24 protein-coding genes are annotated in these 23780 nt (G+C 71.5%); 13 read left to right on the forward strand and 11 right to left on the reverse strand.

The features are described from left to right. The first annotated feature begins 89 nt into the window (after positions 1 to 89). The 3 genes from AB0M18_RS30030 to AB0M18_RS30040 all read left to right on the forward strand — a co-directional run bounded on the left by AB0M18_RS30030 (position 90) and on the right by AB0M18_RS30040 (position 3399). Positions 90 to 1157 (forward strand): Rv2578c family radical SAM protein, encoded by a 1068-nt coding sequence (locus AB0M18_RS30030; protein WP_365763501.1) that lies wholly within the window; start codon positions 90 to 92, stop codon positions 1155 to 1157. A gap of 95 nt (positions 1158 to 1252) precedes the next feature. Next, on the forward strand, positions 1253 to 2854 hold the full coding sequence (locus AB0M18_RS30035; RefSeq protein WP_365763503.1) for an alpha/beta hydrolase: 1602 nt from the start codon (positions 1253 to 1255) through the stop codon (positions 2852 to 2854). Between the two features lie 110 nt (positions 2855 to 2964). Next, positions 2965 to 3399, forward strand: a complete 435-nt coding sequence (locus AB0M18_RS30040) for a RidA family protein (protein WP_365763505.1) — start codon at positions 2965 to 2967, stop codon at positions 3397 to 3399. Positions 3400 to 3409: 10 nt separating this feature from the next. On the opposite strand, the gene AB0M18_RS30045 is transcribed toward AB0M18_RS30040, so the two are convergent. The 6 genes from AB0M18_RS30045 to AB0M18_RS30070 all read right to left on the reverse strand — a co-directional run bounded on the left by AB0M18_RS30045 (position 3410) and on the right by AB0M18_RS30070 (position 7261). Next, complete coding sequence (locus AB0M18_RS30045) at positions 3410 to 4111, reverse strand: DUF6230 family protein (protein WP_365763507.1); 702 nt, start codon at positions 4109 to 4111, stop codon at positions 3410 to 3412. Then, entirely contained in the window at positions 4108 to 4704 is a 597-nt protein-coding gene (locus AB0M18_RS30050) for a hypothetical protein (protein ID WP_365763509.1), read from the reverse strand. Before AB0M18_RS30050 ends, AB0M18_RS30045 begins: the two co-directional genes overlap by 4 nt. Continuing rightward, positions 4704 to 5138 (reverse strand): DUF6114 domain-containing protein, encoded by a 435-nt coding sequence (locus AB0M18_RS30055; RefSeq protein WP_365763511.1) that lies wholly within the window; start codon positions 5136 to 5138, stop codon positions 4704 to 4706. The genes AB0M18_RS30050 and AB0M18_RS30055 overlap by 1 nt, the downstream gene beginning before the upstream one ends. After that, positions 5132 to 5905 carry a DUF6230 family protein gene (locus AB0M18_RS30060; protein ID WP_365763513.1) on the reverse strand — a complete coding sequence of 258 codons (774 nt, stop codon included), beginning with the start codon at positions 5903 to 5905 and terminating at the stop codon, positions 5132 to 5134. The genes AB0M18_RS30055 and AB0M18_RS30060 overlap by 7 nt, the downstream gene beginning before the upstream one ends. Then, positions 5902 to 6453: a DUF6114 domain-containing protein gene (locus tag AB0M18_RS30065; protein WP_365763515.1), complete on the reverse strand. Its 552-nt coding sequence runs from the start codon at positions 6451 to 6453 to the stop codon at positions 5902 to 5904. The genes AB0M18_RS30060 and AB0M18_RS30065 overlap by 4 nt, the downstream gene beginning before the upstream one ends. A gap of 100 nt (positions 6454 to 6553) precedes the next feature. Further along, a complete protein-coding gene (locus AB0M18_RS30070) occupies positions 6554 to 7261 on the reverse strand; it encodes a DUF6230 family protein (RefSeq protein WP_365763517.1) in 708 nt (235 codons plus the stop codon). Positions 7262 to 7450: 189 nt separating this feature from the next. On the opposite strand from AB0M18_RS30070, the gene AB0M18_RS30075 reads away from it, so the two are divergent. Continuing rightward, positions 7451 to 8068, forward strand: coding sequence for a TetR family transcriptional regulator (locus AB0M18_RS30075; protein ID WP_365763519.1), 618 nt, complete (start codon positions 7451 to 7453; stop codon positions 8066 to 8068). A gap of 7 nt (positions 8069 to 8075) precedes the next feature. Here the strand turns inward: AB0M18_RS30075 and lepB are convergent, their stop codons facing one another. From lepB to AB0M18_RS30090, 3 genes are all read right to left on the reverse strand, one after another. Beyond that, positions 8076 to 8681, reverse strand: coding sequence for a signal peptidase I (gene lepB / locus AB0M18_RS30080; RefSeq protein ID WP_365763521.1), 606 nt, complete (start codon positions 8679 to 8681; stop codon positions 8076 to 8078). A gap of 166 nt (positions 8682 to 8847) precedes the next feature. Next, positions 8848 to 9927, reverse strand: a complete 1080-nt coding sequence (locus AB0M18_RS30085; protein ID WP_365763523.1) for an AraC family transcriptional regulator — start codon at positions 9925 to 9927, stop codon at positions 8848 to 8850. Positions 9928 to 10032: 105 nt separating this feature from the next. Next, positions 10033 to 10632: an adenylosuccinate lyase gene (locus AB0M18_RS30090; RefSeq protein ID WP_365763525.1), complete on the reverse strand. Its 600-nt coding sequence runs from the start codon at positions 10630 to 10632 to the stop codon at positions 10033 to 10035. Between the two features lie 298 nt (positions 10633 to 10930). Here AB0M18_RS30090 and AB0M18_RS30095 point away from each other — a divergent pair, with 298 nt between their 5' ends. The 9 genes from AB0M18_RS30095 (at position 10931) to pssA (ending at position 21878) form a co-directional block, all read left to right on the forward strand. Continuing rightward, positions 10931 to 12712: a 3-hydroxybutyryl-CoA dehydrogenase gene (locus AB0M18_RS30095; RefSeq protein ID WP_365763527.1), complete on the forward strand. Its 1782-nt coding sequence runs from the start codon at positions 10931 to 10933 to the stop codon at positions 12710 to 12712. 124 nt (positions 12713 to 12836) lie between these two features. Then, positions 12837 to 13676, forward strand: a complete 840-nt coding sequence (locus tag AB0M18_RS30100) for a TetR family transcriptional regulator (protein WP_365763529.1) — start codon at positions 12837 to 12839, stop codon at positions 13674 to 13676. A 398-nt stretch (positions 13677 to 14074) separates the two neighbouring features. Continuing rightward, complete coding sequence (ccrA, locus tag AB0M18_RS30105) at positions 14075 to 15412, forward strand: crotonyl-CoA carboxylase/reductase (RefSeq protein ID WP_365763531.1); 1338 nt, start codon at positions 14075 to 14077, stop codon at positions 15410 to 15412. A gap of 29 nt (positions 15413 to 15441) precedes the next feature. After that, a complete protein-coding gene (locus AB0M18_RS30110) occupies positions 15442 to 17493 on the forward strand; it encodes a protein meaA (protein WP_365763533.1) in 2052 nt (683 codons plus the stop codon). Then, entirely contained in the window at positions 17490 to 18461 is a 972-nt protein-coding gene (locus AB0M18_RS30115) for a CoA ester lyase (protein ID WP_365763535.1), read from the forward strand. The genes AB0M18_RS30110 and AB0M18_RS30115 overlap by 4 nt, the downstream gene beginning before the upstream one ends. Positions 18462 to 18465: 4 nt before the next feature. Beyond that, on the forward strand, positions 18466 to 18978 hold the full coding sequence (locus tag AB0M18_RS30120; protein ID WP_128981445.1) for a MaoC family dehydratase: 513 nt from the start codon (positions 18466 to 18468) through the stop codon (positions 18976 to 18978). A gap of 2 nt (positions 18979 to 18980) precedes the next feature. Continuing rightward, on the forward strand, positions 18981 to 20186 hold the full coding sequence (locus AB0M18_RS30125; RefSeq protein WP_265867873.1) for an acyl-CoA dehydrogenase family protein: 1206 nt from the start codon (positions 18981 to 18983) through the stop codon (positions 20184 to 20186). 170 nt (positions 20187 to 20356) lie between these two features. Then, positions 20357 to 21013 (forward strand): phosphatidylserine decarboxylase, encoded by a 657-nt coding sequence (locus AB0M18_RS30130; RefSeq protein ID WP_365763537.1) that lies wholly within the window; start codon positions 20357 to 20359, stop codon positions 21011 to 21013. Next, positions 21006 to 21878 carry a CDP-diacylglycerol--serine O-phosphatidyltransferase gene (gene pssA / locus AB0M18_RS30135; RefSeq protein ID WP_365763591.1) on the forward strand — a complete coding sequence of 291 codons (873 nt, stop codon included), beginning with the start codon at positions 21006 to 21008 and terminating at the stop codon, positions 21876 to 21878. The genes AB0M18_RS30130 and pssA overlap by 8 nt, the downstream gene beginning before the upstream one ends. A 53-nt stretch (positions 21879 to 21931) precedes the next feature. Here pssA and AB0M18_RS30140 read toward each other — a convergent pair whose 3' ends face one another. Beyond that, a complete protein-coding gene (locus AB0M18_RS30140; protein WP_365763593.1) occupies positions 21932 to 22426 on the reverse strand; it encodes a GNAT family N-acetyltransferase in 495 nt (164 codons plus the stop codon). A 181-nt stretch (positions 22427 to 22607) separates the two neighbouring features. Continuing rightward, on the reverse strand, positions 22608 to 23759 hold the full coding sequence (locus tag AB0M18_RS30145; RefSeq protein ID WP_365763539.1) for a glycerate kinase: 1152 nt from the start codon (positions 23757 to 23759) through the stop codon (positions 22608 to 22610). Between the last annotated feature and the right edge of the window lie 21 nt (positions 23760 to 23780).

Below are 23780 nucleotides of genomic sequence, written 5' to 3' on the forward strand. Positions count from 1 at the left end.
GGCGCCGGGGCCCAAAATCCGGGTTGCGGCGATCAAGGGAACATGTGTTCTATTCTGACACTCACCCCCGCCACCCCGAGGAGGCGTCCATGCGCTGGGACCATCTGGCCGACACCCCCGGAACCGCCGGTACCCCCGGATCCCGGTCCGCTCCCGCCGACCTCACGCTGTTCGGCCGGGACGCGGTCACCACCCGCACTTTCGACACGCCCGAGTTCCAGGGGATCACCTTCCACGAGGTGCGGGCCCGGTCGATCGTCAACAGGGTCCCCGGCGCCTCCCGCATGCCCTTCGAGTGGACGGTCAACCCGTACCGCGGCTGCACGCACGCGTGCGTGTACTGCTTCGCCCGCAAGACCCACAGCTATCTTGACCTGGACACCGGCATCGGCTTCGACTCCCAGATCGTGGTGAAGGTGAACGCGCCGGAGCTGTTGCGCGCCCATCTCGCCTCGCCGCGCTGGCAGGGCGCGCACATCGCCATGGGCACCAATGTCGACTGCTATCAGCGCGCGGAGGGCCGCTACCGGCTGATGCCGGGGATCCTGGCGGCGCTGCGGGACCACGCCAACCCGTTCTCCATCCTCACCAAGGGCACGCTGATCCTGCGCGACCTGGAGCTGCTGCGGCAGGCCGCCGAGGTGACCGAGGTCGGCGTCTCGGTCTCCGTCGGCTTCACCGACCGGGAGCTGTGGCGCACCGTCGAGCCCGGCACCCCGGCCCCCGAACGCCGTCTGGACGTCGTCCGCACCCTCGCCGGCCACGGGATCGGCTGCGGGGTGCTGATGGCCCCGGTCATCCCCTTCCTCGGCGACCGGCCGGAGCAGCTGCGCGCCACCGTCCGTGCGGTCGCCGAGGCCGGCGCGACCTCGGTCACCCCGCTCGTGCTGCATCTGCGGCCCGGCGCCCGCGAGTGGTTCCTCACCTGGCTGGGCCGCCACCACCCCGAACTGGTCGCCCGTTACGAGCGCATGTACGCGGGCGGCTCCTACGCGCCCACCTGGTACCAGCGCCGGATCACCCGTCAGGTTCACGAGCTGGCCGCCGAGTTCGGCATAGGCCCCGGCGGTCGCGCGGCCACCCGCCCGGAACACCGGACCGCGTCCGGATCCGCCCCCACCCCCGTTCCCGTCCCCCAGCAGCTCACCCTCCTGTAGAGAGAGAGGCCCCTGACGGCGTGTCACGTCCGCCGAACGGGTCAACTCTGCGCCGAAACGGTCCTTTCGCGCCCGCCACGGGGCACGGAGGCCGTATGAGACCCCGCGCAGGAAAACTGATCGCCGCTGGGGCGCTGGTCGCCGGGACGGTCACCGTCCTGCCCGCACCCGCGTCCGCCACCGCCGCGAGCGAGCCCGGACCGACCACCCGCCCCGTCGCGCCGCTCACCTGGACCGACTGTCCGACCAGGGCGTATCCGAAGCTCCAGTGCGCCACCCTCAGGGTGCCGCTCAACCACGACGACCCGGCCGGCCGGAGCATCTCGCTCGCGCTCACCCGGGTCGCGCACACCGCGAAGACCTTCCAGGGCCCGCTGCTCGTCAACCCCGGCGGACCGGGTGGAAGCGGGCGAGGGATGGCCGGTTACGTGGCGGCCTCGCTGCCCCCGAAGGTGGCCGCGCAGTACGACGTCATCGGGTTCGACCCGCGAGGCGTCGGCAAGAGCGAACCCGCCCTGAACTGCCGTCCCGGCCACTTCGATCCGGTGCGCCCGGACTCCGTGCCGCACGGCGCCGAGGGCGAACGGGCCGGCGTGGACCGGGCCCAGGCGTTCGCGAAGGCCTGCGGCGACAAGCACGCCGACGTGCTGCCGTACATCGACACCGTCTCCACCGCCCGCGACATGGACTCCATCCGCGCCGCGCTGGGCGCGCCGAAGGTCAACTACCTCGGCTACTCCTACGGCACCTACCTCGGCGCCGTGTACGCGCGGCTCTACCCCGAGCGGGTCCGGCGGATGGCCCTGGACTCCGTGGTCAACCCGCACGGGGTCTGGTACGAGGACAACCTCTCCCAGGACTACGCCTTCGACACCCGGCACAAGGACTTCGCGGCCTGGGTGGCGCGCAACGACGCGACCTACCGGCTCGGCACCGACCCGGCGGCGGTCGAGGCTGCCTGGTACCGGATGCGCGACGACCTGGCGACCACGCCCGCGGGCGGCAAGGTCGGGCCGGGCGAGCTGGAGGACACGTATCTGCCGGGCGGCTACTACAACGGCTACTGGCCGCGACTCGCGACCGCCTTCGCCGCGTACGTCAACGACCACGACAGCGCGCCGCTGGTGAAGGCGTACGAGGACTACGGGGCGGCGGACGCGGCCGCCGAGAACGGCTACTCGGTCTACGCGAGCGTGCAGTGCCGGGACGCGGCCTGGCCGCGTGACTGGAGCGTGTGGCGCAAGGACAACTGGGAGACCCACGCCAAGGCGCCGTTCTCCACCTGGAACAACGCCTGGTACAACGCGCCGTGCGCCTTCTGGCCGGTCGAGCCGCTGTCCCCGCCGGACGTGCACAACGACCAGGTGCCGCCGACGCTGATCCTCCAGGCCACCGACGACGCCGCCACGCCGTACGAGGGCGGGGTCGCGCTGCACCGGATGGTGCGGGGCTCCAGCCTGGTCGTCGAGGAGGGCGGCGGCAACCACGGGGTGACGCTGGCCGGCAACGACTGCATGGACGAGCACCTCGCCACGTACCTCTCGACCGGAAAGGTGCCGCGCGGCGCGGACGGCGCGGAGGCGGACGCGGTCTGCGAGACGCTCCCGGAGCCGGAGCCCGCCAAGCTCGCCGAGACCCGCGGCGCGGCCCCGGCGGCGGGCATCACCCTGCACGGGCTGCTCGGTCACGTGCACTGACACGCAGCGCCTCCGGCCGGCCGGTCGTACCGACAGGCCGGCCGGAGAGTTATCCACAGATCGACCGGGGGCGGTCCCGGGTGTCGGTCGTGTGGTTCAGGATGTGAGTCATGAGTACGCAACTGACCCATGTGGCCGCCCCTGAGGGGCTGGCGCCCAGTCCGCAGTTCAGTCATGTCGTGTGGGGCACCGGCCGGTTCGTGGCCGTGTCCGGCCAGCTCGCCCTGGATGCCGCCGGCGAGGTCGTCGGCGTCGGTGACGCCGCGGCGCAGGCCCGGCAGGTCTTCGCCAACATCGGCCGCTGCCTGGCCGCGGCCGGGGCGGGATTCGAGGACGTGGTGAAGCTGACCTACTTCGTCACGGACATGGCGCACATGCCCGCGATCCGCGCGGCCCGCGACGCGGCGTTCGACGGGCTGCCGCTGCCGGCGAGCTCGGCGGTCCAGGTGAGCGCGCTGGTGCGGCCCGGACTCCTCGTGGAGATCGAGGCGTTCGCGCTGACACCGGAGGACCGGTCCATACCGGAGGACCCGCACACCACCTAGCGTTCAGGCCCTAAGGGGTGCCGGGCGTGCCGGTGGGCGCGGCGGGCTTGGGGCAGGCGACGGTGCCCGGCTTCACCGACACGCTCAGTTTCGGGGTGGTGAGCAGGCCGGGGATCTGCATGTCCTGGGCGGTGCCGGTGATGGCGTCGAACTTGGCGTAGCGGGCCTGGATGCCGAAGCGGTGCTGGGGGCTGTCGAGGGGGTTGGGGACGTACGCGCCGGTGTCGTCCTTGACGGTCTTCACGTCGGGGCCGTTGACGTTGAGGTCGACGATGCCGTCCATGTCCAGTTCGCCGGTGGCGTCGCGCAGGTCGAGCACGGTGTTCTGGGTGCGGATCTCCCAGGTGCCGGGGTCGGTGTCGCCGAGGGTGAGCAGCAGCGTGTAGGTGAGGCCGGCGATCTGCTGGCGTTGGCTCAGGCACAGGCCGTTGACGACCCCGTCGGCGAAGCCCATGCGCAGCACACGCAGCGGGCCGGTGGTGCCGTCGGGGTGGACCACGGTCTGGTCGACGACGGCGGCGCCGTACTGGGTGCCGTAGAGGCTGCTGGTGGTGAAGTCGACCGGGCGGTCCTGGATGCGCAGGTCGACGGCGAGCGCGCCGCTCGTCATGGCGCCCGCGAGGGAGCCGGCCGCGAGCAGGGCGGGCAGGGCGAGGGCGAGCGACCGCCGCCAGTGGGTGCGCCCCTCCTCGGGGGCGGGTGTGGCGGTCATGGGCTGGTCACCGTGATCGTGCCGGGGAGGTGGACAGGGTTGTCGGTGGAGCTGAGCGCGGCGTGGTCGTCCGTCGTGCGGATCGCGTAGATGGTGCCGCGGAAACTGGTGGCGCCCGAGGTGAGGGGGATGATCTGGCCGAAGAAGTTGAGCAGTTCCTGCACATGGCAGGCGATGAGGAGCACGCAGATGTTGTCGATCGTGCCCCACATGACCGTGGTCTCCGCCTTGCCCGCGCTGTCGTAGCCGCCGAGCCGGCCCTCGTTCGGCACGTCGATGGTGAGGGTGTGGCCGTCGGCGCGCTGGGTGACGTTCATGTGCTTGCTGATCCTGAGCTTGGTGAAGGTGTACTTGTTCGTCGTGACCTCGGTGCCGTCGGAGAGCCGGATGGTGACGCCCACCTGCACGGTCAGGGAGACGGCGACCAGGCTGTCGATCCGTACGTCCAGGGGGTACGGGGACGGGAGGAAGGGCACGCCCAGCGGGACGACCTCCGCGGCGGCGCGCGGGGCGGCGTTGCCGGTCCGGTCCGGGACGACGGCCGTGGCGACGGCGACGAGCAGCACGGCGGCGACGGCGAGCGCGCGGCGCATCAGCCCTCCTCCGCGAGGCGGCGGGCGCGGCGTCCCGGGCGCTTGGGACCCCAGCCGACCAGCATCGAGCCGCCGAGGACGCCGAGCGCCGTCCCGGCCAGGAAGCCGCCCAGGTTGGACACGACCAGCGAGACCACCGCGAGGACGGCGCCGATGAGACCGAAGGTGTAGCGCTGGCGGGGCGCGGCGATCGGGATGAGCCCGCAGAGGATCATGCCGCCGCCGGTGAGGTAGCCGGCCACTCCCCCGAAGCCGGTGTTCACGATCAACTGCACGGAGCTGAGGGAGAACTTGAGCACCGTCCAGCCGCCCGCGACCAGCCAGAGTCCGCCCCAGAACGGCCGGGTGCGCCGGAACGCCCGGAACCAGCGCCGGGCCGCGCCCGCCGCCTCCCGTACCGCCCCGGCCCGCTCCCGGGGCCGCGCGCTCAGCATGACGTCGCCGTTCCGCCGACGATGCGGATGTCCAGCTGCGGCAGTACCAGCGCGCCGGCGATCTCGGCGTCGTACGCGGTGGCGTTGAGGCCGTGCAGATTGACCGAGCTGCCGCCGGGACCGCCGGCCGAGCCGAGGCCGAAGCCGCCGGGGACGGCGCCGGTGAGCGGTTTGCCGTCGACGAGGACCTGGTCGGCAGACTGGCCGATGACCGCGTTCTGCAGGGTGGTCGGGCCGTACGACTGGAGTTCGGTGGCCTGGATGTAGAGGTTCGAGGCGTCGATGTCGGTGGTGAAGGTGGCGGGCGGGGTGGCGGTCACCTGCTGGCCGGCCGTCAGGAGCAGGGAGTACGGCAGGCCGGCGATCGACTGGTGGACGATGCCGCACAGTCCGGCGAGCCCGGCCTGGGCGAAGCCGACCCGGGCCATGCCGGTGGTGGCGGTGGAGGTGCCGTCGGGCCGCCCGACCGGCGGGGTGTTGACGATGGCGCCGAAGCCGGTGCCGGAGACGCCGTTGGAGGTGAGGGTGAAGGGCTGGCCGGTGACGCTGAAGTTGGCGGCCAGGGCGCCTTGCGCCATCGCGGCGCCGAGGGCGCCGACGGCGAGCGCGGCCGGGACGAGGGCGAGGGCGCCGCGTCCCCACCGGGTGCCGCGGCGGGTGCCGTCGGCGGCCTCGGCGAGTATCTCGGCGTTCCAGCGGGCTCCGGCGCGGGCCAGTGAGCGGGCGGCGTGCCGGGGGCCGGGGAGTGGGCCGGACAGGGCGCTCATGCGACGGCGCTCCCTTCCTGGACGGGGGCGGGGGTGGCGGCGGTGGCGGTGGCGGTGGCGGTGGCGCGACGACGGCGGAGCCGGCGCGCGGCGGGCTTCTCGGGCATCCAGGAGACGGCCATGGCGCCGCCGAGGACGGCGAGGAACATCCCGACGAACAGGCCGCCGAGGTTGGACAGCGGGAAGGAGGCGACCCCGGCGATCACGGCGATGACGCCCGCGGTGTGGCGTTGGCCGGGCAGCAGCAGGATCAGCAGCGCCATCGCCATGAGGAGCACCCCGCCGGCCATGCCCGCGATCCCGCCGACGCCGATCTGGAGGATCTTGCCGAGCGGCGCGAGCGGCAGGAAGAAGATCACGAAGCCGCCGAGTCCGGTCCACAGGGCCGCCCAGAAGGGGCGGGTGCGGCGCCAGCGCCGGAACGCGAGCCGGGCGCGCGGCAGCGGGCCGCCCGCACGTGGTCCGGAGCCGGTGGCGGATGCGAGTGCGGGCGCGGGTGCGGACGCGGGTGGGGGTGGGGCGCTTTCGGGCTCCGGGGCGTGCGTCATGCGGACCTCGCAACGGTGAGAGGGGCCGGGAGTGTGGGTGGTCCGGGGCGCCGCGTCCCGTGCGGCGCCCCGTACCCGTGGGGGGTGCGGAGTTGCGGAATCAGCAGGACGTCTCGCCGTGGGCGATGCCGATGGCGAGGTCGGGCAGGGTGATCGCGCCGGCGATGGTCGCGCCGTTGGCGTCGGCCTTCAGGCTCTCGATCGTGGTGCGGCCGCCGGTCGCGTCGAGGCCGAACTGGCCCGGCGTGCCGTCGTTGATGCCGGTGCCCTTGATGCCGGCGCCGTCGGCGGCGGCGCCGATCACGTTGGGCGTGGTGTCGGAGGCGTTGAGCGTGGCCTTGGACGCCTTGAGGGCCTGGGCGTCCAGGATGAGCTTGCGCGCCTGGAGACCCTCGCCCGCGGCGAGCTGGTCCGGGGTGAGCGGGGTGGCGGCGGCCGGCGAGGAGATGTTGAGCGACCAGGTGCCGAGGCTGCCGATCACCGGGAGGTTGACCGACTGGGTGGCGTGCACGCACAGCCCGTCGAGGCCGGCCTGCGCGATGCCGACCTCGGCGGCGCCCTTGGCCCCGCCGGCGTCGACGGTGTGCATGACGGCGCCGATGCCGGAGGGCGCCGCGACCGTCTTGGAGCTGAGGGTGAAGGGGACGCTGGTCAGCGAGAGGTTCGCGGCGAGAGCGCCCTGCACCATCGCGGTCGCCATTCCGGCGACGGCCGCGGCGGCCGGCACCACCAGGAACACGGATCTGCGCCAGCGGGTGACGCCTCTGGCCTCCCGGGGTTCGCGGGTCTCACTGATCTGTTCGGACATGTGCCTTCTCCAACCGTCGTCCCGTGCGGTGCACGGGTGGGGATGCGGGGATGCGGGTCACGGCCGCCGAATCCGACCGATCGGCCGTGACACTGAGTGGCCACTTGTTCGAGAATTGGACACTATTTAAGGATGTGTCAACAGTCTGGACAGAGCGGCCGAAAAATTCGGCTCCACTAGGCTGGGCCGATGGCCAGGTTCAGGGAGACGGTGCGCACGCTGCTGCGCGAGCGCCTGTTGGACGCCGCGTACGAACTCGTCGCGGACCGCGGGTTCGAGAAGCTGCGCATGGCGCACATCGCGAGCGCCGTGGGCGTGAGCCGGCAGACGCTGTACTCGGAGTTCCCGTCCAAGGAGGCGGTCGGCGAGGCCCTGTTCCAGCGCGAGCTGGAGCGCTGCCTGGTCGGCATCCAGGCGGCCCTCGACGCACACCGCGACGACCTGCGGGCGGCCGTGACCGCCGCCGCGGACTTCACCCTCACCCTGGCCGCGCGCAATCCGCTGGTGCGGGCGATGCTCACGAGCACCCGGGACGACGGGCTGCTCCCCTATCTGACGACCCGCTCCCAGGCCGCGTTCGCCACCGCGACGGCGATGGCCGACGCGTACGTGTCCGAGGCCTGGCCCGCCGTGGACCCGGTCGCACGCGATCTCGCGGTCGACACCGCCGTACGTCTGACCGCCAGCCACATCGTGCAGGCGGCGGGCTCGCCGCAGGAGTCGGCCGGCCGGATCGCCGATGTCTTCCTGCGGATCGCGCTGAGCACAGGCGAGGAGGGCACGGGCGGGGAGGGCAGCACCGCCTGAGGCACCTTCAGGGCCCCGGCCCCGCGGCCTCCAGGACCGGCGTCGCACCGAGCTCCGGCGAGGTCGGAAGGAGTCCGCCGCGCAGGCCCACCCGCCCCTCGACCCGGGCGATCTCGCCCCAGCCGTAGGAGCGCGAGTCGTCGGAGAGATCGGGGTTGTCACCCAGGTAGAAGAAGGACCCGGCGGGCACCGTCCGCAGCTCGGGCCGGGCCGAGCGGGTGCCGTCGGCGGTGCAGCAGTTCCCGGTCCGCAGGGCCTGGTCCGTCCACTGAGGCGCCGTCACACGGTGGACGGGGCCCCGGCCCTGTTCCTGAAGGAGCACCTGGAAGGGGTCCTCGGCGGTGGACACGATGGCGATACGGTCGCCGGGCACGCCGACGACCCGTTTGACCAGGAGCGCGCCCTGCCGGGGCGAGCGCAGCAGGACGACGTCGAAGCGGTGCACCTCGCCCGCCGAGCCGGGCACCGTCAGCAGCCGGTCCCCGTCTTGCAGGGTCGGCGCCATGCTCGACCCCTCGACCCTCACACTGAGCGCCGTCACCGCGACACCCGCGAGAAGGCAGAGCAGCACGAGCCCGCCGAGGGCGGCGAGGACCGCCCGGCGCACGCTCATCTTCGGGGTCCCGGCGGCCGCGCGGCGCCGGGCAGGGAGTTCTGTTCCATGCCCCGGACGGTAGGCCCGGCGCCCGGGGCCCGCCGTGACCGTACCGCTCACGCTCCGCCCGTACGGACGCCCGCGCGCGAGCACCCCGGCGGCGGGGCCCCGCAGGACACCGTCCTCAGGGCACGTGCCGCAGGTACGCCCCCGGAGGCGCGCCGGTCCAGCGGCGGAAGGCCCGGTGGAAGGCGCTGGGTTCGGAGAAGCCGAGCCGGCGCGAGAGGTCCTCGATGGAGAGCGCGCCATGGGCGAGCTCCGCGATGGCATGGTCGCGGCGCACCTGGTCGCGGATGCGTTGGTACGAGGTGCCCTCGGCGGCCAGTCTTCGGCGCAGGGTCTGCGGGCTGATCGCCAGCAGGCGGGCGACCTCCTCGGGCGGCGGCACGGGCCCGGCCGGGAGCGCGACGGCGATCAGCCGGCGGACCCGGGTGGTCACGGTGACGGCAGTGCCGTCGTCCCGGCAGACCAGGACGTCGAGGGTGATCCGGCGCAGCAGCGCGCGCAGGGCGGCGGCGTCGCGGCGGACCGGGGCGTCGAGATCGGCGCGGTCGAAGACGACGGCGGTGCGCGGGGCGCCGAAGACACAGGGGACACGGAAGAGCAGGGCGTACTCGTGCGCGTGCCGGGGTGCGGGGTAGCCGAACTCGACGCGGCGCAGGCCCAGTCGGCGGCCGATGAGCCAGCCGGCGAAGCGCTGGGTGACGACGACGGTGGTCTCGGCGCCGAAGCGCAGGGGGTCGTCGTAGCCGGAGACGTCGAAGTCGATGCGGGCCTCGTCGGCAGGTCCATCGCCCGACTCGCCCTCGGGCGCGGCGGGTTCGACGAGCCGGAAGCGGGGGCCGGCCGGGAAGAGGCGGTAGAAGGACGCGCCGCGGTGCAGGGCCTCGCGCAGGTCGCGGCTGCCGTGCACGACCAGGTCGGCCATGGTGGCGAAGGTACCGAAGCGGCTCGGCGCCTCGCCGAAGCCGATGAGTTCGTCGTCGAGGCGTCGCCAGAGCGTGCCGAGCAGCCGGCCGAACCGGTGGGCGGGCACCCGGACGGGGAGTTCGGCGGGCAGTCCGGCCCGGGCGAGCAGGGGCGCGGGCGCGATGCCGTGCCGTTCGGCGCCGAGCAGGGCGGCCCGCACATGATGGGCGCTGACCGACAGCGCGGGTACCGACCGTGTCGGTGCCGACAGGGCGGGTGGAGTCGCAGGGGGCATGTTCCGCCTCCGCTTTGACAGAAACAGGGACGAGTGACCGGTGCCGGACACTGTAATAAAAAGTGTCAACAACGGACCCCGCCCATCTCCGTGACGGGACGCACATCACAGCCGCAGCAACGCCTCCCGGGCCGCGGCCCCGAGCCTCGGGTGCGGCAGCGCGGCGGTCAGGACCTCCCGGGCGTCCGGGCCGCCGAGGTCACCGAGGACCCCGAGCCCCTCGACGCAGGCGAGGGCGACGCGCCAGTGCGGATCACCGGGGGCGAGGCGGCGGCGGAGGACGGTGACGAGGGCGGGCGCGCTCTCCGGGGCGCGCAGCGCGGCGAGCAGCCGGACCGGCAGCAGGGCGTAGGCGACGCGGAGTTCGTTGGTGGCGAGCGCGGCGGCGGCGCGGGCGGTGCGCGGGTCGCCGAGGCGGGTGAGGGCATGGGCGGCGGAGACACAGCGCTCGGGGTCGCGGTGGTTGAGGAGCAGGACCAGCGCCTCGAAGGCGCGGGGGTCGCCGGCCAGGCCGAGCCGGAACGCCGCGATCTCGCGGGCCCAGAGCGGCTGCCCGGGCGCGGTGAGGGCCGCGTGCAGTTCCTCCGCGCCGAGCGGTCCGGCGAGTTGTTCGAATGCCGCGGGAACCTCCCCTCCGTCATTCTCGATCTCTTCTCGCAAACGATCGATCATCGAGCAGAATTCGGGGTCCGCAGCGAAATTCATATTCCGCAGCCTATCCGCGACCCAGATCACACTTTCCTCAACTTCTCAGGACTGGCGCGCTCGTTACCGGGCAGTTAATCTCAGGTGAGCGGGCCACCCCCCGCGCTTCGCACGACGGCCTGGTGACGCAGCCGTTGTGTTCGTTCGTTCGGTTCGGCAGTTTTCGACGTGGCTCCGGGACAGGGTCCGTCCGCTCTTTCTCGCGCCCTCCGGTCTTTCTCACGACCTCTGGGCCCACCGCGCCTTCCGCTTTTCGCGCGCTGCCTTCAGTCGTCACTCTTCTCCCAGGAGTCCCCTGATGGACACCCCTCTCTCCACCATCGCCGTCGTCGGTCTCGGCACCATGGGCACGGGCATCGCCGATGTCCTCGCCCGGGCCGGCCGCGAGGTCATCGGCATCGACATCGACGAGACCGCGGCCGCCCAGGCCGTCGCCGCCCTGGAGGCCTCCACCGCCCGCGCGGTGGCCCGCGAGCGCATCACCGAGCAGGAGCGGCAGGACGTCCTCGCCCGCTTCCGTACCTTCTCCGACCTGCAGGCGGCCGCCGAGGCCGATCTCGTCATCGAGGTCGTGCCGGAGTCGTACGAGACCAAGCAGGAGGTCTTCCGCGCCCTGGACGGCATCGTCCGTCCCGAGGCGATCCTGGCCACCGGCACCAACGCCCTCTCGGTCACCCGCCTCGCCGCCGACTCCGCGCACCCGGAGCGCGTGCTCGGCCTGCACTTCTTCACCCCGGTCCAGGCGATGAAGCTGGTCGAGGTGGTCTCCTCGGTGCTCACCGACCCGCGGCACGTGGACGCGGTCACGCGCCTCGCCCAGGAGCTCGGCAAGGAGCCGGTCGCGGTCGGCGACCGCCCCGGTTTCATCGCCGACGGGCTGCTCTTCGGCTACCTGAACCAGGCCGCCGCGATGTACGAGGCCAAGTACGCCTCCCGCGAGGACATCGACGCCGCGATGCGCCTCGGCTGCGGTCTGCCGATGGGCCCGCTGGCGCTGCTCGACCTGATCGGCATCGACACCGCCCGTACCGTCCTGGAGGCGATGTACTCCTCCTCGCGGGACCGGCTGCACGCCCCGGCCCCGATCCTCAAGCAGCTCAGCGAGGCGGGTCTGACCGGCCGCAAGTCCGGCCGCGGCTTCTACAGCTACGCGGCCCCGGGCTCGGCCGAGGTCGTCGCCGACGCGCTCACCCCGCAGGACTCCGCGTCCGCCGGCGCCGGCCGCGAGGTCCGCTCGGTCGGCGTCGCCGGCTCGGGCACCATGGCCTCGGGCATCGCCGAGGTCTTCGCCAAGGCCGGCTACCAGGTCGTCCTGGCCGCCCGCTCGCAGGAGAAGGCGGACACCGCCAAGGCCCGGATCGCCAAGTCGCTCGGCCGCTCCGTGGACAAGGGCCGGATGACCGGCGAGGCACGCGACGAGACGCTGGCCCGGATCGTCCCGGCCGGCTCGCTCGACGCCTTCGCCGAGGTCGACCTGGCCGTCGAGGCGGTCGCCGAGGACCTGGAGATCAAGCAGGACCTGTTCGCCCGCCTGGACAAGATCTGCAAGCCGGGCGCGGTGCTCGCCACCACGACCTCCTCGCTGCCGGTCGTCGCCTGCGCGAAGGCGACGAGCCGCCCGCAGGACGTCATCGGCATGCACTTCTTCAACCCGGCGCCCGCCATGAAGCTGGTGGAGATCGTCCGTACGGTGCTGACCGCCGACGACGTCCACGCCACCGTCCGCGAGGTCACGGCGAAGATCAGGAAGCACGGCGTGGACTGCGGCGACCGGGCCGGCTTCATCGTCAACGCGCTGCTCTTCCCGTACCTCAACAACGCGATCAAGATGGTCCAGGAGCACTACGCCACCCTGGACGACATCGACGCCGCGATGAAGCTGGGCGGCGGCTACCCGATGGGTCCGTTCGAGCTGCTCGACGTGGTCGGCCTGGACGTCTCGCTCGCCATCGAGAAGGTGCTGCACCGCGAGTTCCGCGACCCGGGCCTGGCCCCGGCGCCGCTCCTGGAGCACCTGGTGGCCGCGGGCTGCCTCGGCCGCAAGACGGGCCGTGGCTTCCGCGAATATGCCCGCCGCTGAGCCGGGCTCCGGGTCGTACGGGGGATGGGGAGGGCTGCTCAGCCCGTCGGGCGCCGTCGGTGCCGGGCCGGGCTCCCCTCCCCCACCTGGGCGCACCGCCGCTCCGATGCAGTACGTTCGGGACATGTCCAAGGCCGCGAAGACACCCCGTGCCACGTCCACGTCCGACGCCCCGGAGAGCGCGGCGGGGACCCGTGCCGCCGCGCAGCGGCTGAAAATGCGCCGGGAGCTCGCCAGCGCGGCCATGGAGCTGTTCGCCACCAAGGGGTACGAGGCCACCACCGTCGACGAGATCGCGGCGGCGGCCGGGGTGGCCCGACGGACCTTCTTCCGGCACTTCCGCTCCAAGGAAGAGGCGATCTTCCCCGACCACGACGACACCCTGGTGCGCGCCGAGGCGGTGCTGAACGCCGCGCCGCCGCACGAGCACCCGCTCGACACGGTGTGCCGGGGCATCAAGGAGGTCATGAAGATGTACGCGGGCGCGCCCGCGGTCTCCGTGGCCCGCTACCGGCTCACCCGTGAGGTGCCGACACTGCGCGAGCGCGAGATCGCCTCGGTGGCCCGTTACGAGCGGCTCTTCACCCGCTATCTGCTCGGGCACTTCGACGAGCGCGACCACCACGACGGCAACGACGACCCGCTGCTCGCCGAGGTGGCCGCGTCCGCGGTGGTCACGGCTCACAACCACGTACTGCGGCGCTGGCTGCGGGCCGGCGGCCAGGGGGATGTGGAGGCGCAGCTCGACCACGCCTTCGCGATCGTCCGGGAGACATTCGGCAGCGGCATAGGCGCCCGGCCCGGCACCGTGCCCGCCGAAGGCGCCAGGGTCGCGGACGAGACGGTCCGGCCGGCCGCCGCCACCGCCTCCACGACGGGCGACGTGGTGGTCGCCGTCGCCCGGACGGACGCACCGCTGGACGAGGTCATGCGGACGATCCAGCAGGCGCTCAAGAAGAGCTGAACATCACTTCACGGCGAGGGCCGCTCCCGGATTCCGGGGGCGGCCCTCGCCGTATCCGCCCAGTTCAGGGGCATTTTCGATCGATCATCGCTCATCCGTGACCACCAGATTGCATCTGAGTGAAATTGTTGGCACGCAGTGCCTTGTCACGTGACACGGCGTGCCATACGTTGAGGGTGTCCGGGCGGCCGGCGCGCAGAGATCACCTCGTGCGCCGGCTGTCCCCACAAGCGATCCTGCTCGTGCGCCCGGACGCCTGCGTCACAGGCACCTCCTGCGCCCCACCACGGCGCCGCCACCGCACCACAGCGCCGAACCGACGGCACACCTCCACAGCACCAACCCCGACGAAACCCTCAGCGCGTCCCCGCAGGACGCCGCACCGCCGGAGGCATCCCGTGAAGGACATCCTGGACGCGATCCAGTCGCCCGACTCCACGTCGGCGGACTTCGCCAGCATCAAGCTCCCCGAGTCGTACCGCGCCGTGACCGTCCACAAGGACGAGCAGGAGATGTTCGCCGGGGTCGCCAGCCGCGACAAGGACCCGCGCAAGTCGCTCCACCTCGACGATGTGGCGCTCCCCGAGCTCGGCCCGGGCGAGGCGCTGGTCGCCGTCATGGCCAGCTCCGTGAACTACAACTCGGTGTGGTCCTCGATCTTCGAGCCGATGTCGACCTTCGGCTTCCTGGAGCGCTACGGCCGCCTCTCCGAGCTCACCAAGCGCCACGACCTGCCGTACCACGTCATCGGCTCCGACCTCTCCGGCGTCGTGCTGCGCACCGGTCCGGGCGTCAACGCCTGGAAGCCCGGCGACGAGGTCGTCGCGCACTGTCTGAGCGTCGAACTGGAGTCCTCCGACGGCCACAACGACACGATGCTCGACCCCGAGCAGCGCATCTGGGGCTTCGAGACCAACTTCGGCGGCCTGGCGGAGATCGCCCTCGTGAAGTCCAACCAGCTGATGCCGAAGCCCGGCCACCTCAGCTGGGAGGAGGCCGCGGCTCCCGGCCTGGTGAACTCCACCGCGTACCGCCAGCTGGTCTCCCGCAACGGCGCCGGCATGAAGCAGGGCGACAACGTGCTGATCTGGGGCGCGAGCGGCGGCCTCGGCTCGTACGCCACCCAGTTCGCGCTGGCCGGCGGCGCCAACCCGATCTGTGTCGTCTCCTCCCCGGAGAAGGCCGCGATCTGCCGTTCCATGGGCGCGGAGGCGGTCATCGACCGCAACGCCGAGGGCTACAGGTTCTGGAAGGACGAGCAGAACCAGGACCCGCGCGAGTGGAAGCGCTTCGGCGCGAAGATCCGCGAGCTGACCGGCGGCGAGGACGTGGACATCGTCTTCGAGCACCCGGGCCGCGAGACCTTCGGCGCCAGCGTCTACGTCACCCGCAAGGGCGGCACGATCGTCACCTGCGCCTCGACCTCCGGGTACAACCACGAGTACGACAACCGCTACCTCTGGATGTCGCTGAAGAAGATCGTCGGCTCGCACTTCGCCAACTACCGCGAGGCGTGGGAGGCCAACCGGCTGGTCGCCAAGGGCAAGATCCACCCGACGCTCTCCAAGGTCTACTCCCTGGAGGAGACCGGCCAGGCCGCCTACGACGTGCACCGCAACCTGCACCAGGGCAAGGTCGGCGTCCTCGCGCTCGCGCCCGAGGAGGGCCTGGGCGTGCGCGACCACGAGCTGCGCGCCCAGCACATCGACGCCATCAACCGCTTCCGTAACGTCTGATTCCGCAACCTCTGAACCAGGGACCACAGATGACAGAGCGTCAGAAGGGCGAGCGGCAGAAGGACCGGCCGTGGCTCATGCGGACCTACGCCGGTCACTCCACCGCCGAGGCGTCGAACGAGCTCTACCGGCGTAATCTCGCCAAGGGCCAGACGGGCCTCTCGGTCGCGTTCGACCTGCCCACGCAGACCGGCTACGACCCCGACCACGTCCTCGCCCGCGGCGAGGTCGGCCGGGTCGGTGTGCCCGTCTCGCACCTCGGTGACATGCGGCGGCTGTTCCAGGACATCCCCCTGGAGCAGATGAACACCTCGATGACCATCAACGCCACCGCCATGTGGCTCCTTGCGCTCTACCAGGTGGTGGCCGAGGAGCAGGGTGCGGACATCACCAAGCTCCAGGGCACCACCCAGAACGACATCGTGAAGGAGTACCTGTCGCGCGGGACGCACGTCTTCCCGCCCGGCCCCTCGCTCCGCCTCACGACGGACATGATCGCGTACACGGTCAACCACATCCCGAAGTGGAACCCGATCAACATCTGCAGCTACCACCTGCAGGAGGCCGGCGCCACACCGGTCCAGGAGATCGCGTACGCCATGTCCACCGCGATCGCCGTCCTCGACGCCGTCCGCGACTCCGGACAGGTCCCCGAGGAGCGGTTCGGCGAGGTCGTCGCCCGGATCTCGTTCTTCGTGAACGCCGGTGTCCGGTTCATCGAGGAGATGTGCAAGATGCGCGCCTTCGGCCGCATCTGGGACACCGTCACCCGTGAGCGGTACGGCATCGAGGACGCCAAGCAGCGCCGCTTCCGCTACGGCGTGCAGGTCAACTCTCTCGGTCTGACCGAGGCCCAGCCGGAGAACAACGTCCAGCGCATCGTCCTGGAGATGCTGGCCGTGACGCTGTCGAAGGACGCACGCGCGCGTGCCGTGCAGCTCCCCGCCTGGAACGAGGCGCTCGGCCTGCCGCGCCCCTGGGACCAGCAGTGGTCGCTCCGTATCCAGCAGGTGCTCGCCCACGAGTCCGACCTCCTGGAGTACGAGGACATCTTCGCCGGCTCGCACGTCATCGAGGCCAAGGTGGACGCCCTGGTCGACGAGTGCCTGGCCGAGATCGAGCGGATCCAGGAGATGGGCGGCGCGATGGCCGCCGTCGAGTCCGGCTACCTCAAGGCGCAGCTGGTCTCCTCGCACGCCGAGCGGCGCGCCCGGATCGAGTCCGGTGAGGACAAGATCATCGGTGTCAACATCTTCGAGACCACCGAGCCCAACCCGCTCACCGCCGACCTGGACACCGCGATCCAGACGGTCGACCCGGCCGTCGAGGCCCGCGTGGTCGGCGCCCTGGGCACCTGGCGGGACACCCGCTACCAGCCGCCCTTCAACCACCCGCGGCCGTGCAAGGCCCTGGAGCGCCTGAAGGAGGCCGCGAAGGGCACCGGCAACCTCATGGAGGCCACCCTGGAGTGCGCCCGCGCCGGGGTCACCACCGGCGAGTGGGCCGGGGCGCTGCGCGAGGTCTTCGGCGAGTTCCGCGCCCCGACCGGTGTCTCCTCCGCCCCGGTGGCCGTGCCGGCCGAGGAGGGCTCCCCGCTCGCCGAGGTGCGCCGCAAGGTGGACCGCACCGCGGCGGACCTGGGCGTCGGCAAGCTGCGCTTCCTGGTCGGCAAGCCGGGCCTGGACGGGCACTCCAACGGCGCCGAGCAGATCGCCGTGCGGGCCCGCGACGCTGGGTTCGAGGTGGTCTACCAGGGCATCCGGCTGACGCCGGAGCAGATCGTGGACGCGGCCCTGGAGGAGGACGTGCACGCGGTCGGCCTGTCCATCCTGTCCGGCTCCCACGCCCAGCTCGTGCCGGACGTCCTGGACCGGCTGAAGGACGCCGGGGCGGCCGACATCCCGGTCGTCGTGGGCGGCATCATCCCCAACGCCGACGCCGAGGAACTCAAGGCCGCCGGCGTGGCCGCCGTCTTCACCCCGAAGGACTTCGGTATCACCGGGATCATCGGTCGTATCGTCGACGAGATCCGGAAAGCCAACCAGCTCAGCCCCCTCGAAAGTACGGAGGTCCCCGCATGACCAGCAGCACGCCCGTGAACCGGCTGCGCCCCCGCCGCTCCTGCCTCGCGGTGCCCGGCTCCAACCCGCGTTTCCTGGAGAAGGCCCAGGGGCTCGCCGCCGACCAGGTCTTCCTGGACCTGGAGGACGCGTGCGCGCCGCTGGCCAAGCCGGACGCCCGCCACACCATCGTGAAGTTCCTGAACGAGGGCGACTGGACCGGCAAGACCCGCGTGGTCCGCGTCAACGACTGGACGACCCACTGGACGTACCGTGACGTCGTCACCGTCGTCGAGGGCGCCGGCCAGAACCTCGACTGCATCATGCTGCCGAAGGTCCAGGATGCCCAGCAGATCGTCGCGCTCGACCTGCTGCTCACCCAGATCGAGAAGACCATGGGCTTCGAGGTCGGCAAGATCGGCATCGAGGCTCAGATCGAGAACGCCCAGGGCCTGACCAACGTCAACGCGATCGCGCAGGCCTCGCCGCGCGTCGAGACGATCATCTTCGGCCCGGCCGACTTCATGGCCTCGATCAACATGAAGTCGCTGGTCGTCGGCGAGCAGCCGCCCGGCTACCCGGCGGACGCGTACCACCACATCCTGATGAGCATCCTGATGGCCGCCCGCGCCAACAACCTGCAGGCGATCGACGGCCCGTACCTCCAGATCCGCAACCAGGAGGGCTACAAGGCGGTCGCGCAGCGCGCCGCCGCCCTCGGCTTCGACGGCAAGTGGGTGCTGCACCCGGACCAGGTCGCCGCCGCGAACGAGATCTTCTCGCCCTCGCAGGAGGACTACGACCACGCCGAGCTGATCCTCGACGCGTACGACTACTACACGTCCGAGGCCGGCGGGAAGAAGGGCTCCGCGATGCTCGGCGACGAGATGATCGACGAGGCCTCCCGCAAGATGGCCCTGGTCATCTCCGGCAAGGGCCGCGCCGCCGGCATGCAGCGCACCACCAAGTTCGAGATCCCGGAGGCGTAGCACCATGCAGTTCGGCCGCACCTACGAAGAGTTCGAGATCGGCGCCGTCTACAAGCACTGGCCCGGGAAGACGGTCACCGAGTACGACGACCACCTCTTCTGTCTGCTGACGATGAACCACCACCCGCTTCACATGGACGTGAACTACGCGGAGAACACGACGGACTTCAAGAAGAACGTCGTCGTCGGCAACTACATCTACTCGCTGCTGCTCGGCATGTCCGTGCCGGACGTCTCCGGCAAGGCCATCGCCAACCTGGAGATCGAGTCGCTGCGCCACGTGGCGCCGACCTTCCACGGCGACACCATCTACGGCGAGACGACCGTCCTGGACAAGACGCCGTCGAAGTCGAAGAGCGACCGCGGCATCGTCTACGTCGAGACCAAGGGCTACAAGCAGGACGGCACCCTGGTGTGCGTCTTCCGCCGCAAGGTGATGGTCCCGACCGCCGAGTACATCGACGCGCGCGGCGGCGAGCAGCCCGGCCGCCCCGAGCTGAAGGAACAGGGGAAGTAGTCATGGCGCGACTCGCCCAGACCCACGGTCTGACCGACGTCCAGCAGGAGATCCTCTCCACCGTCCGGGACTTCGTCGACAAGGAGATCATCCCGGTCGCCACGGAGCTGGAGCACCGCGACGAGTACCCGCAGCAGATCGTGGACGGGCTGAAGGAGCTCGGCGTCTTCGGTCTGATGATCCCCGAGGAGTACGGGGGCCTGGGTGAGTCGCTGCTCACCTACGCGCTGTGCGTGGAGGAGATCGCGCGCGGCTGGATGTCGGTGTCCGGCATCATCAACACCCACTTCATCGTGGCGTACATGCTCAAGCAGCACGGCACGCAGGAGCAGAAGGACTACTTCCTTCCGCGGATGGCGGCCGGCGAGACGCGCGGCGCGTTCTCGATGTCGGAGCCGGGTCTCGGCTCGGACGTGTCGGCGATCACGTCGAAGGCGGTCAAGGACGGCGACGAGTACGTCCTCAACGGCCAGAAGATGTGGCTGACGAACGGCGGCACGTCAACGCTGGTCGCGGTTCTCGTCCGAAGTGACGAAGGCCACCCCGAGGGCACCGCCCCGCACAAGTCGATGACGACCTTCCTCGTCGAGAAGGAGCCCGGCTTCGGAGAGGTCCGCCCCGGCCTCACCATTCCGGGCAAGATCGAGAAGATGGGTTACAAGGGGGTCGACACCACCGAACTCATCATGGACGGACTGCGCATTCCGGCCAATCGGGTCCTCGGCGGCGTCACCGGCCGAGGGTTTTACCAAATGATGGACGGCGTGGAGGTCGGCCGCGTGAACGTCGCGGCCCGTGGCTGCGGCGTCGCGCAGCGTGCTTTCGAACTCGGCGTCCAGTATGCCCAGCAGCGTCACACTTTCGGCAAGCAGATCGCCCAGCACCAGGCGATTCAGTTCAAGCTTGCCGAGATGGCTACCAAGGTCGAGGCCGCTCATGCCATGATGGTGAACGCAGCACGCAAAAAGGACTCCGGGGAACGAAACGACCTCGAAGCAGGGATGGCGAAGTACCTCGCCTCCGAATATTGCAAGGAGGTCGTCGAGGATGCCTTCCGCATTCACGGTGGTTACGGGTTCTCGAAGGAGTACGAGATCGAGCGCCTCTACCGCGAGGCCCCGATGCTGCTCATCGGCGAAGGTACCGCCGAGATCCAGAAAATGATCATTGGTCGGCGGTTGCTCGAGGAGTACCGCTTCCAGGGTTGATTGTCGCATTCGGGTCGGTTTGGCCGCGAAGAAGATCACACCCTGTGTTCGGCTTCCGGCCGCCGACTCGGCTTCTGGCTTGCCCAGTTGCGGCCCGCAACCGATAGCATCGCCGGAAAGCCGCCGTCCCCCGATTGCCAGTGCGGCATCATCCGCTACGAAGGTCATCCATGCCCCACAGCCAAACCTCTGCACACCGCGACAGCCTCAAGGGCGTACGCATCGCACGCGGAGCATCGCCGTGGCTTCTGCCGACCGTCGCCACCGCGGCGCTCAGCCTGGCGCGCTCGCGCAAGTCGACGCGCGCCAAGGCGATCGCCTTGCCGGCCACCGCTCTCGCGGCCGGCATGCTGTGGTTCTTCCGCGACCCCGAGCGCGAGATCGCTCAGGGCCGGGTCATCTCGCCCGCCGACGGCGTGGTGCAGAGCATCATGCCGTGGAAGGACGGACGCACCCGCGTCGCCATCTTCATGAGCCCGCTGAACGTCCACGTCAACCGCGCGCCGCTGGCCGGCACGGTGACGTCCGTGGAGCACGTCCCCGGCGGCTTCGTGCCGGCGTTCAACAAGGAGAGCGAGAACAACGAGCGCGTTGTCTGGCACTTCGACACCGAGCTCGGCGACATCGAGATGGTGCAGATCGCCGGCGCCGTGGCCCGGCGGATCGTGCCGTACATCCCGCAGGGGACGAAGGTCGAGCAGGGTGACCGGATCGGACTGATCCGCTTCGGCTCGCGGGTCGACATCTACCTCCCCGAGGGTGTCGACGTCGCCGTCGAGGTCGGTCAGCCCACGACTGCGGGGGTGACTCGCATTGACCGTGATTGATCCCGACACACGGGCGGCCGAATGGGTCGCCGAGTCGGAGGCGGACGCCGACGACGCCGAGGAGATGCCGCTGTCGCTGAGGCTGTCCATAGCGGACGCCCTCACGCTCGGTAACGCCACGTGCGGCTTCATGGCGGTGTACTTCACCACCACCGGCATCCTCATCCCGCACCTCACCGGGAGCAGCGAGACCGGCATGGCGCGCAACAGCGCCGCCACCGCCGTGATCCTCATGCTGGCCGCGGCGATCTTCGACCTCTTCGACGGCATCGTGGCGCGCAAGCTCCGCAGCTCGCCGATGGGCGCCGAGCTCGACAACCTGTCGGACCTGATCAGCTTCGGTCTCGCCCCGGCCTACTTCGTACTCGTGTACGGCATGGTCACGCCCGGCGCGCAGCAGAAGGTCTCGGCCGTGGCCGCGGTCCTGGTGCTGCTCGCGGTGGTGCTGAGGCTCGCCCGGTTCTCCTGCGTGACGATGAAGGACGGCATGTTCCAGGGCATGCCGAGCCCCTTCGGCGCGCTGACCGTCGTGTCGATCGTCCTGCTCGAGCTGCCGTTCATCCCGACGCTGCTCGCGATCATCGGCGTCGCCTGGCTGATGGTGAGCCGGGTCGAGTACCCGAAGCCGCGGGGGATCCTCGCGGCGGCCATGCTCAGCTGGATCGTCGGGGCGATGGCGATGCTGGCGGCATGGGCGTTCGACGCCCCGGGCGGACAGTTCCTCCTCCAGACCGGCTGCGCGCTGCAGGTGGTGATGGGCGCCGTGATCCCCCTCTTCGCGACGGCCCGGCGAGTGAACACCTTCCGCGACAACCGGCGCGAGAGCCGCGAGGCGCGGCAGGCGGAGGCCGCACAGCTGCGGTAGGCGATACGAGAAAGGGCCCGGACGCGAGAGCGTCCGGGCCCTTTCGCATGCCGTCAGCCGGCCGGCCGCCTGTAGTACAGCGTCGTGGGGTGGAGGGCGCCGTCCGGGGCGGCGGCGAAGTCGGGGACGGTGCCGGCCGGGGTCCAGCCGGCGGCGCGGTAGAGCCGCTCGGCCGGGCTGCCGGTCTGGGTGTCCAGGACCAGGAGGGTCAGTCCGGTGGCGGCGGCGTGCGCCTCCGCGGCGGCGAGCAGGCGCCGGCCGAGGCCCCTGCCCCGGGCGTCGCGATGGACGACCAGCTTGGCGATCTCGCCGCGGTGGCGGCCGTTCGCCTTGGTGTCGCGGACGAGTGTGACGGCACCGAGAAGCCGCCCGGCCGGGTCTGCGGCCGCCCACACCTCCCGTACCCCCGCCGCCTCCGCCCACCACGCGGCGGCCTCGGCGGGGTCCAGCGGCGCCAGGAAGCCGACGGAGGCGCCGCCGGCCACCGCGTCGACCAGGAGGGCGCCCAGGCCGTCGGCGGCCTTGAGACGTACCTCCTCGGCCGTCAGACGGTGGATCCGGATCCCTCCCGGCGCCTCCAGCGGCTCCTGGGCCGGGTGAGTGCGGGTGCGGGTGCGGGAGCGTGAGGCTTCGATGCGTACGTTCACGGGCACGAGACTCACACCCCGGTGTTACGGGGGTGTGTCACCCGGCTCGCGCGGGCGGCGGCCCCTACGCCAGGAAGTCCCGCTACGCCAGGAAGTCCCGCGCGAGGTTCGCCGACACCTGTTCGAGGAGCGGGCCCGCGTTCGGGATGGACTTGGCCGGGTCCGGCTCCAGGTCGGTGAGGGGGTAGGCGCGGCGGATGCCGGCGGTGCCGAGGGCCGCGGGGGTGAGGGCGAGGCGGCCGCAGACCGCGACGACCTCCTTGCCGGCCGCGCGGGCGGCCGCGGCGACGCCCGCGGGGGCCTTGCCGTGGAGGGTCTGCTCGTCGAGGGAGCCCTCGCCGGTGATGACCAGGGTCGCCCGCTCCAGGGCGGGGGCGAAACCGAGCACGTCCAGCATCAGCTCGATGCCGGGGCGGAAGCTCGCGCCGAGCAGCAGCGCGCCGTAGCCGATGCCGCCCGCGCCGCCCGCGCCCGGGGAGGCCGCGAGCTCGGTGGCCTTGGGGCCGATCGCCTTCTCCAGGACCCGCGCGTAGTGCGCGAGGGCCGCGTCGAGGGTCTCGACGTCCTCGGGGGTCGCGCCCTTCTGCGGCCCGTACACCGCCGCGCAGCCCTTCGGGCCGGTCAGCGGGTTGTCCACGTCGCTAGCGAGGACGAGGTCGACGTCCTCGAAGCGCGGGTCGACGCCCGACAGGTCGGCCGAGGCGAGGCCGGCGAGGGCGCCGCCGCCCGGACCCACCGGCTCGCCGTCCGCGTCCAGGAACACCGCGCCGAGCGCGGCGAGCATGCCGGCGCCGCCGTCGGTGGTGGCGCTGCCGCCGACGCCGAAGACGAGCGTGGTGGCGCCCGCGTCGAGCGCGGCGCGCAGCACCTCGCCCGAGCCGTACGTGGTGGCGGTGAGCGGGGCGAAGACCCCGGCGGGCAGCAGCTGGAGGCCGGACGCCTCCGCCATCTCCACCACCGCGGTGGTCCCGCGCAGCGCGAACGCGGCCGTGACCGGCTCACCGACCGGCCCGGTCACGGTGACCTCGCGGCGCTCGAACCCGGCCGCCACGGCCGCCGCCACGGTGCCGTCGCCGCCGTCGGCGACGGGCAGCGTCTCCACCTCGAGCTCCGGGACGACCCGTCGCAGACCTGCTGTGACCCGCTCCGCGACCTGTACGGCCGTGAGCGAACCCTTGAACTTGTCGGCCGCGACGAGCACGCGTGCGACCTCAGTTACTGCTCCGTCCGTCACCTTGCATCCCTTGCTTTCGAA

The sequence above is a fragment of the Streptomyces sp. NPDC051909 genome (assembly GCF_040681095.1).
Classification (GTDB): domain Bacteria; phylum Actinomycetota; class Actinomycetes; order Streptomycetales; family Streptomycetaceae; genus Streptomyces.

Coding starts and splice junctions, on each gene's coding strand:
- AB0M18_RS30030 (WP_365763501.1), top strand. CDS start 90: ATGCGCTGGGACCATCTGGCCGACACCCCCGGAACCGCCGGTACCCCC.
- AB0M18_RS30035 (WP_365763503.1), top strand. CDS start 1,253: ATGAGACCCCGCGCAGGAAAACTGATCGCCGCTGGGGCGCTGGTCGCC.
- AB0M18_RS30040 (WP_365763505.1), top strand. CDS start 2,965: ATGAGTACGCAACTGACCCATGTGGCCGCCCCTGAGGGGCTGGCGCCC.
- AB0M18_RS30045 (WP_365763507.1), bottom strand. CDS start 4,111: ATGACCGCCACACCCGCCCCCGAGGAGGGGCGCACCCACTGGCGGCGG.
- AB0M18_RS30050 (WP_365763509.1), bottom strand. CDS start 4,704: ATGCGCCGCGCGCTCGCCGTCGCCGCCGTGCTGCTCGTCGCCGTCGCC.
- AB0M18_RS30055 (WP_365763511.1), bottom strand. CDS start 5,138: ATGCTGAGCGCGCGGCCCCGGGAGCGGGCCGGGGCGGTACGGGAGGCG.
- AB0M18_RS30060 (WP_365763513.1), bottom strand. CDS start 5,905: ATGAGCGCCCTGTCCGGCCCACTCCCCGGCCCCCGGCACGCCGCCCGC.
- AB0M18_RS30065 (WP_365763515.1), bottom strand. CDS start 6,453: ATGACGCACGCCCCGGAGCCCGAAAGCGCCCCACCCCCACCCGCGTCC.
- AB0M18_RS30070 (WP_365763517.1), bottom strand. CDS start 7,261: ATGTCCGAACAGATCAGTGAGACCCGCGAACCCCGGGAGGCCAGAGGC.
- AB0M18_RS30075 (WP_365763519.1), top strand. CDS start 7,451: ATGGCCAGGTTCAGGGAGACGGTGCGCACGCTGCTGCGCGAGCGCCTG.
- lepB (WP_365763521.1), bottom strand. CDS start 8,681: ATGAGCGTGCGCCGGGCGGTCCTCGCCGCCCTCGGCGGGCTCGTGCTG.
- AB0M18_RS30085 (WP_365763523.1), bottom strand. CDS start 9,927: ATGCCCCCTGCGACTCCACCCGCCCTGTCGGCACCGACACGGTCGGTA.
- AB0M18_RS30090 (WP_365763525.1), bottom strand. CDS start 10,632: ATGAATTTCGCTGCGGACCCCGAATTCTGCTCGATGATCGATCGTTTG.
- AB0M18_RS30095 (WP_365763527.1), top strand. CDS start 10,931: ATGGACACCCCTCTCTCCACCATCGCCGTCGTCGGTCTCGGCACCATG.
- AB0M18_RS30100 (WP_365763529.1), top strand. CDS start 12,837: ATGTCCAAGGCCGCGAAGACACCCCGTGCCACGTCCACGTCCGACGCC.
- AB0M18_RS30110 (WP_365763533.1), top strand. CDS start 15,442: ATGACAGAGCGTCAGAAGGGCGAGCGGCAGAAGGACCGGCCGTGGCTC.
- AB0M18_RS30115 (WP_365763535.1), top strand. CDS start 17,490: ATGACCAGCAGCACGCCCGTGAACCGGCTGCGCCCCCGCCGCTCCTGC.
- AB0M18_RS30120 (WP_128981445.1), top strand. CDS start 18,466: ATGCAGTTCGGCCGCACCTACGAAGAGTTCGAGATCGGCGCCGTCTAC.
- AB0M18_RS30125 (WP_265867873.1), top strand. CDS start 18,981: ATGGCGCGACTCGCCCAGACCCACGGTCTGACCGACGTCCAGCAGGAG.
- AB0M18_RS30130 (WP_365763537.1), top strand. CDS start 20,357: ATGCCCCACAGCCAAACCTCTGCACACCGCGACAGCCTCAAGGGCGTA.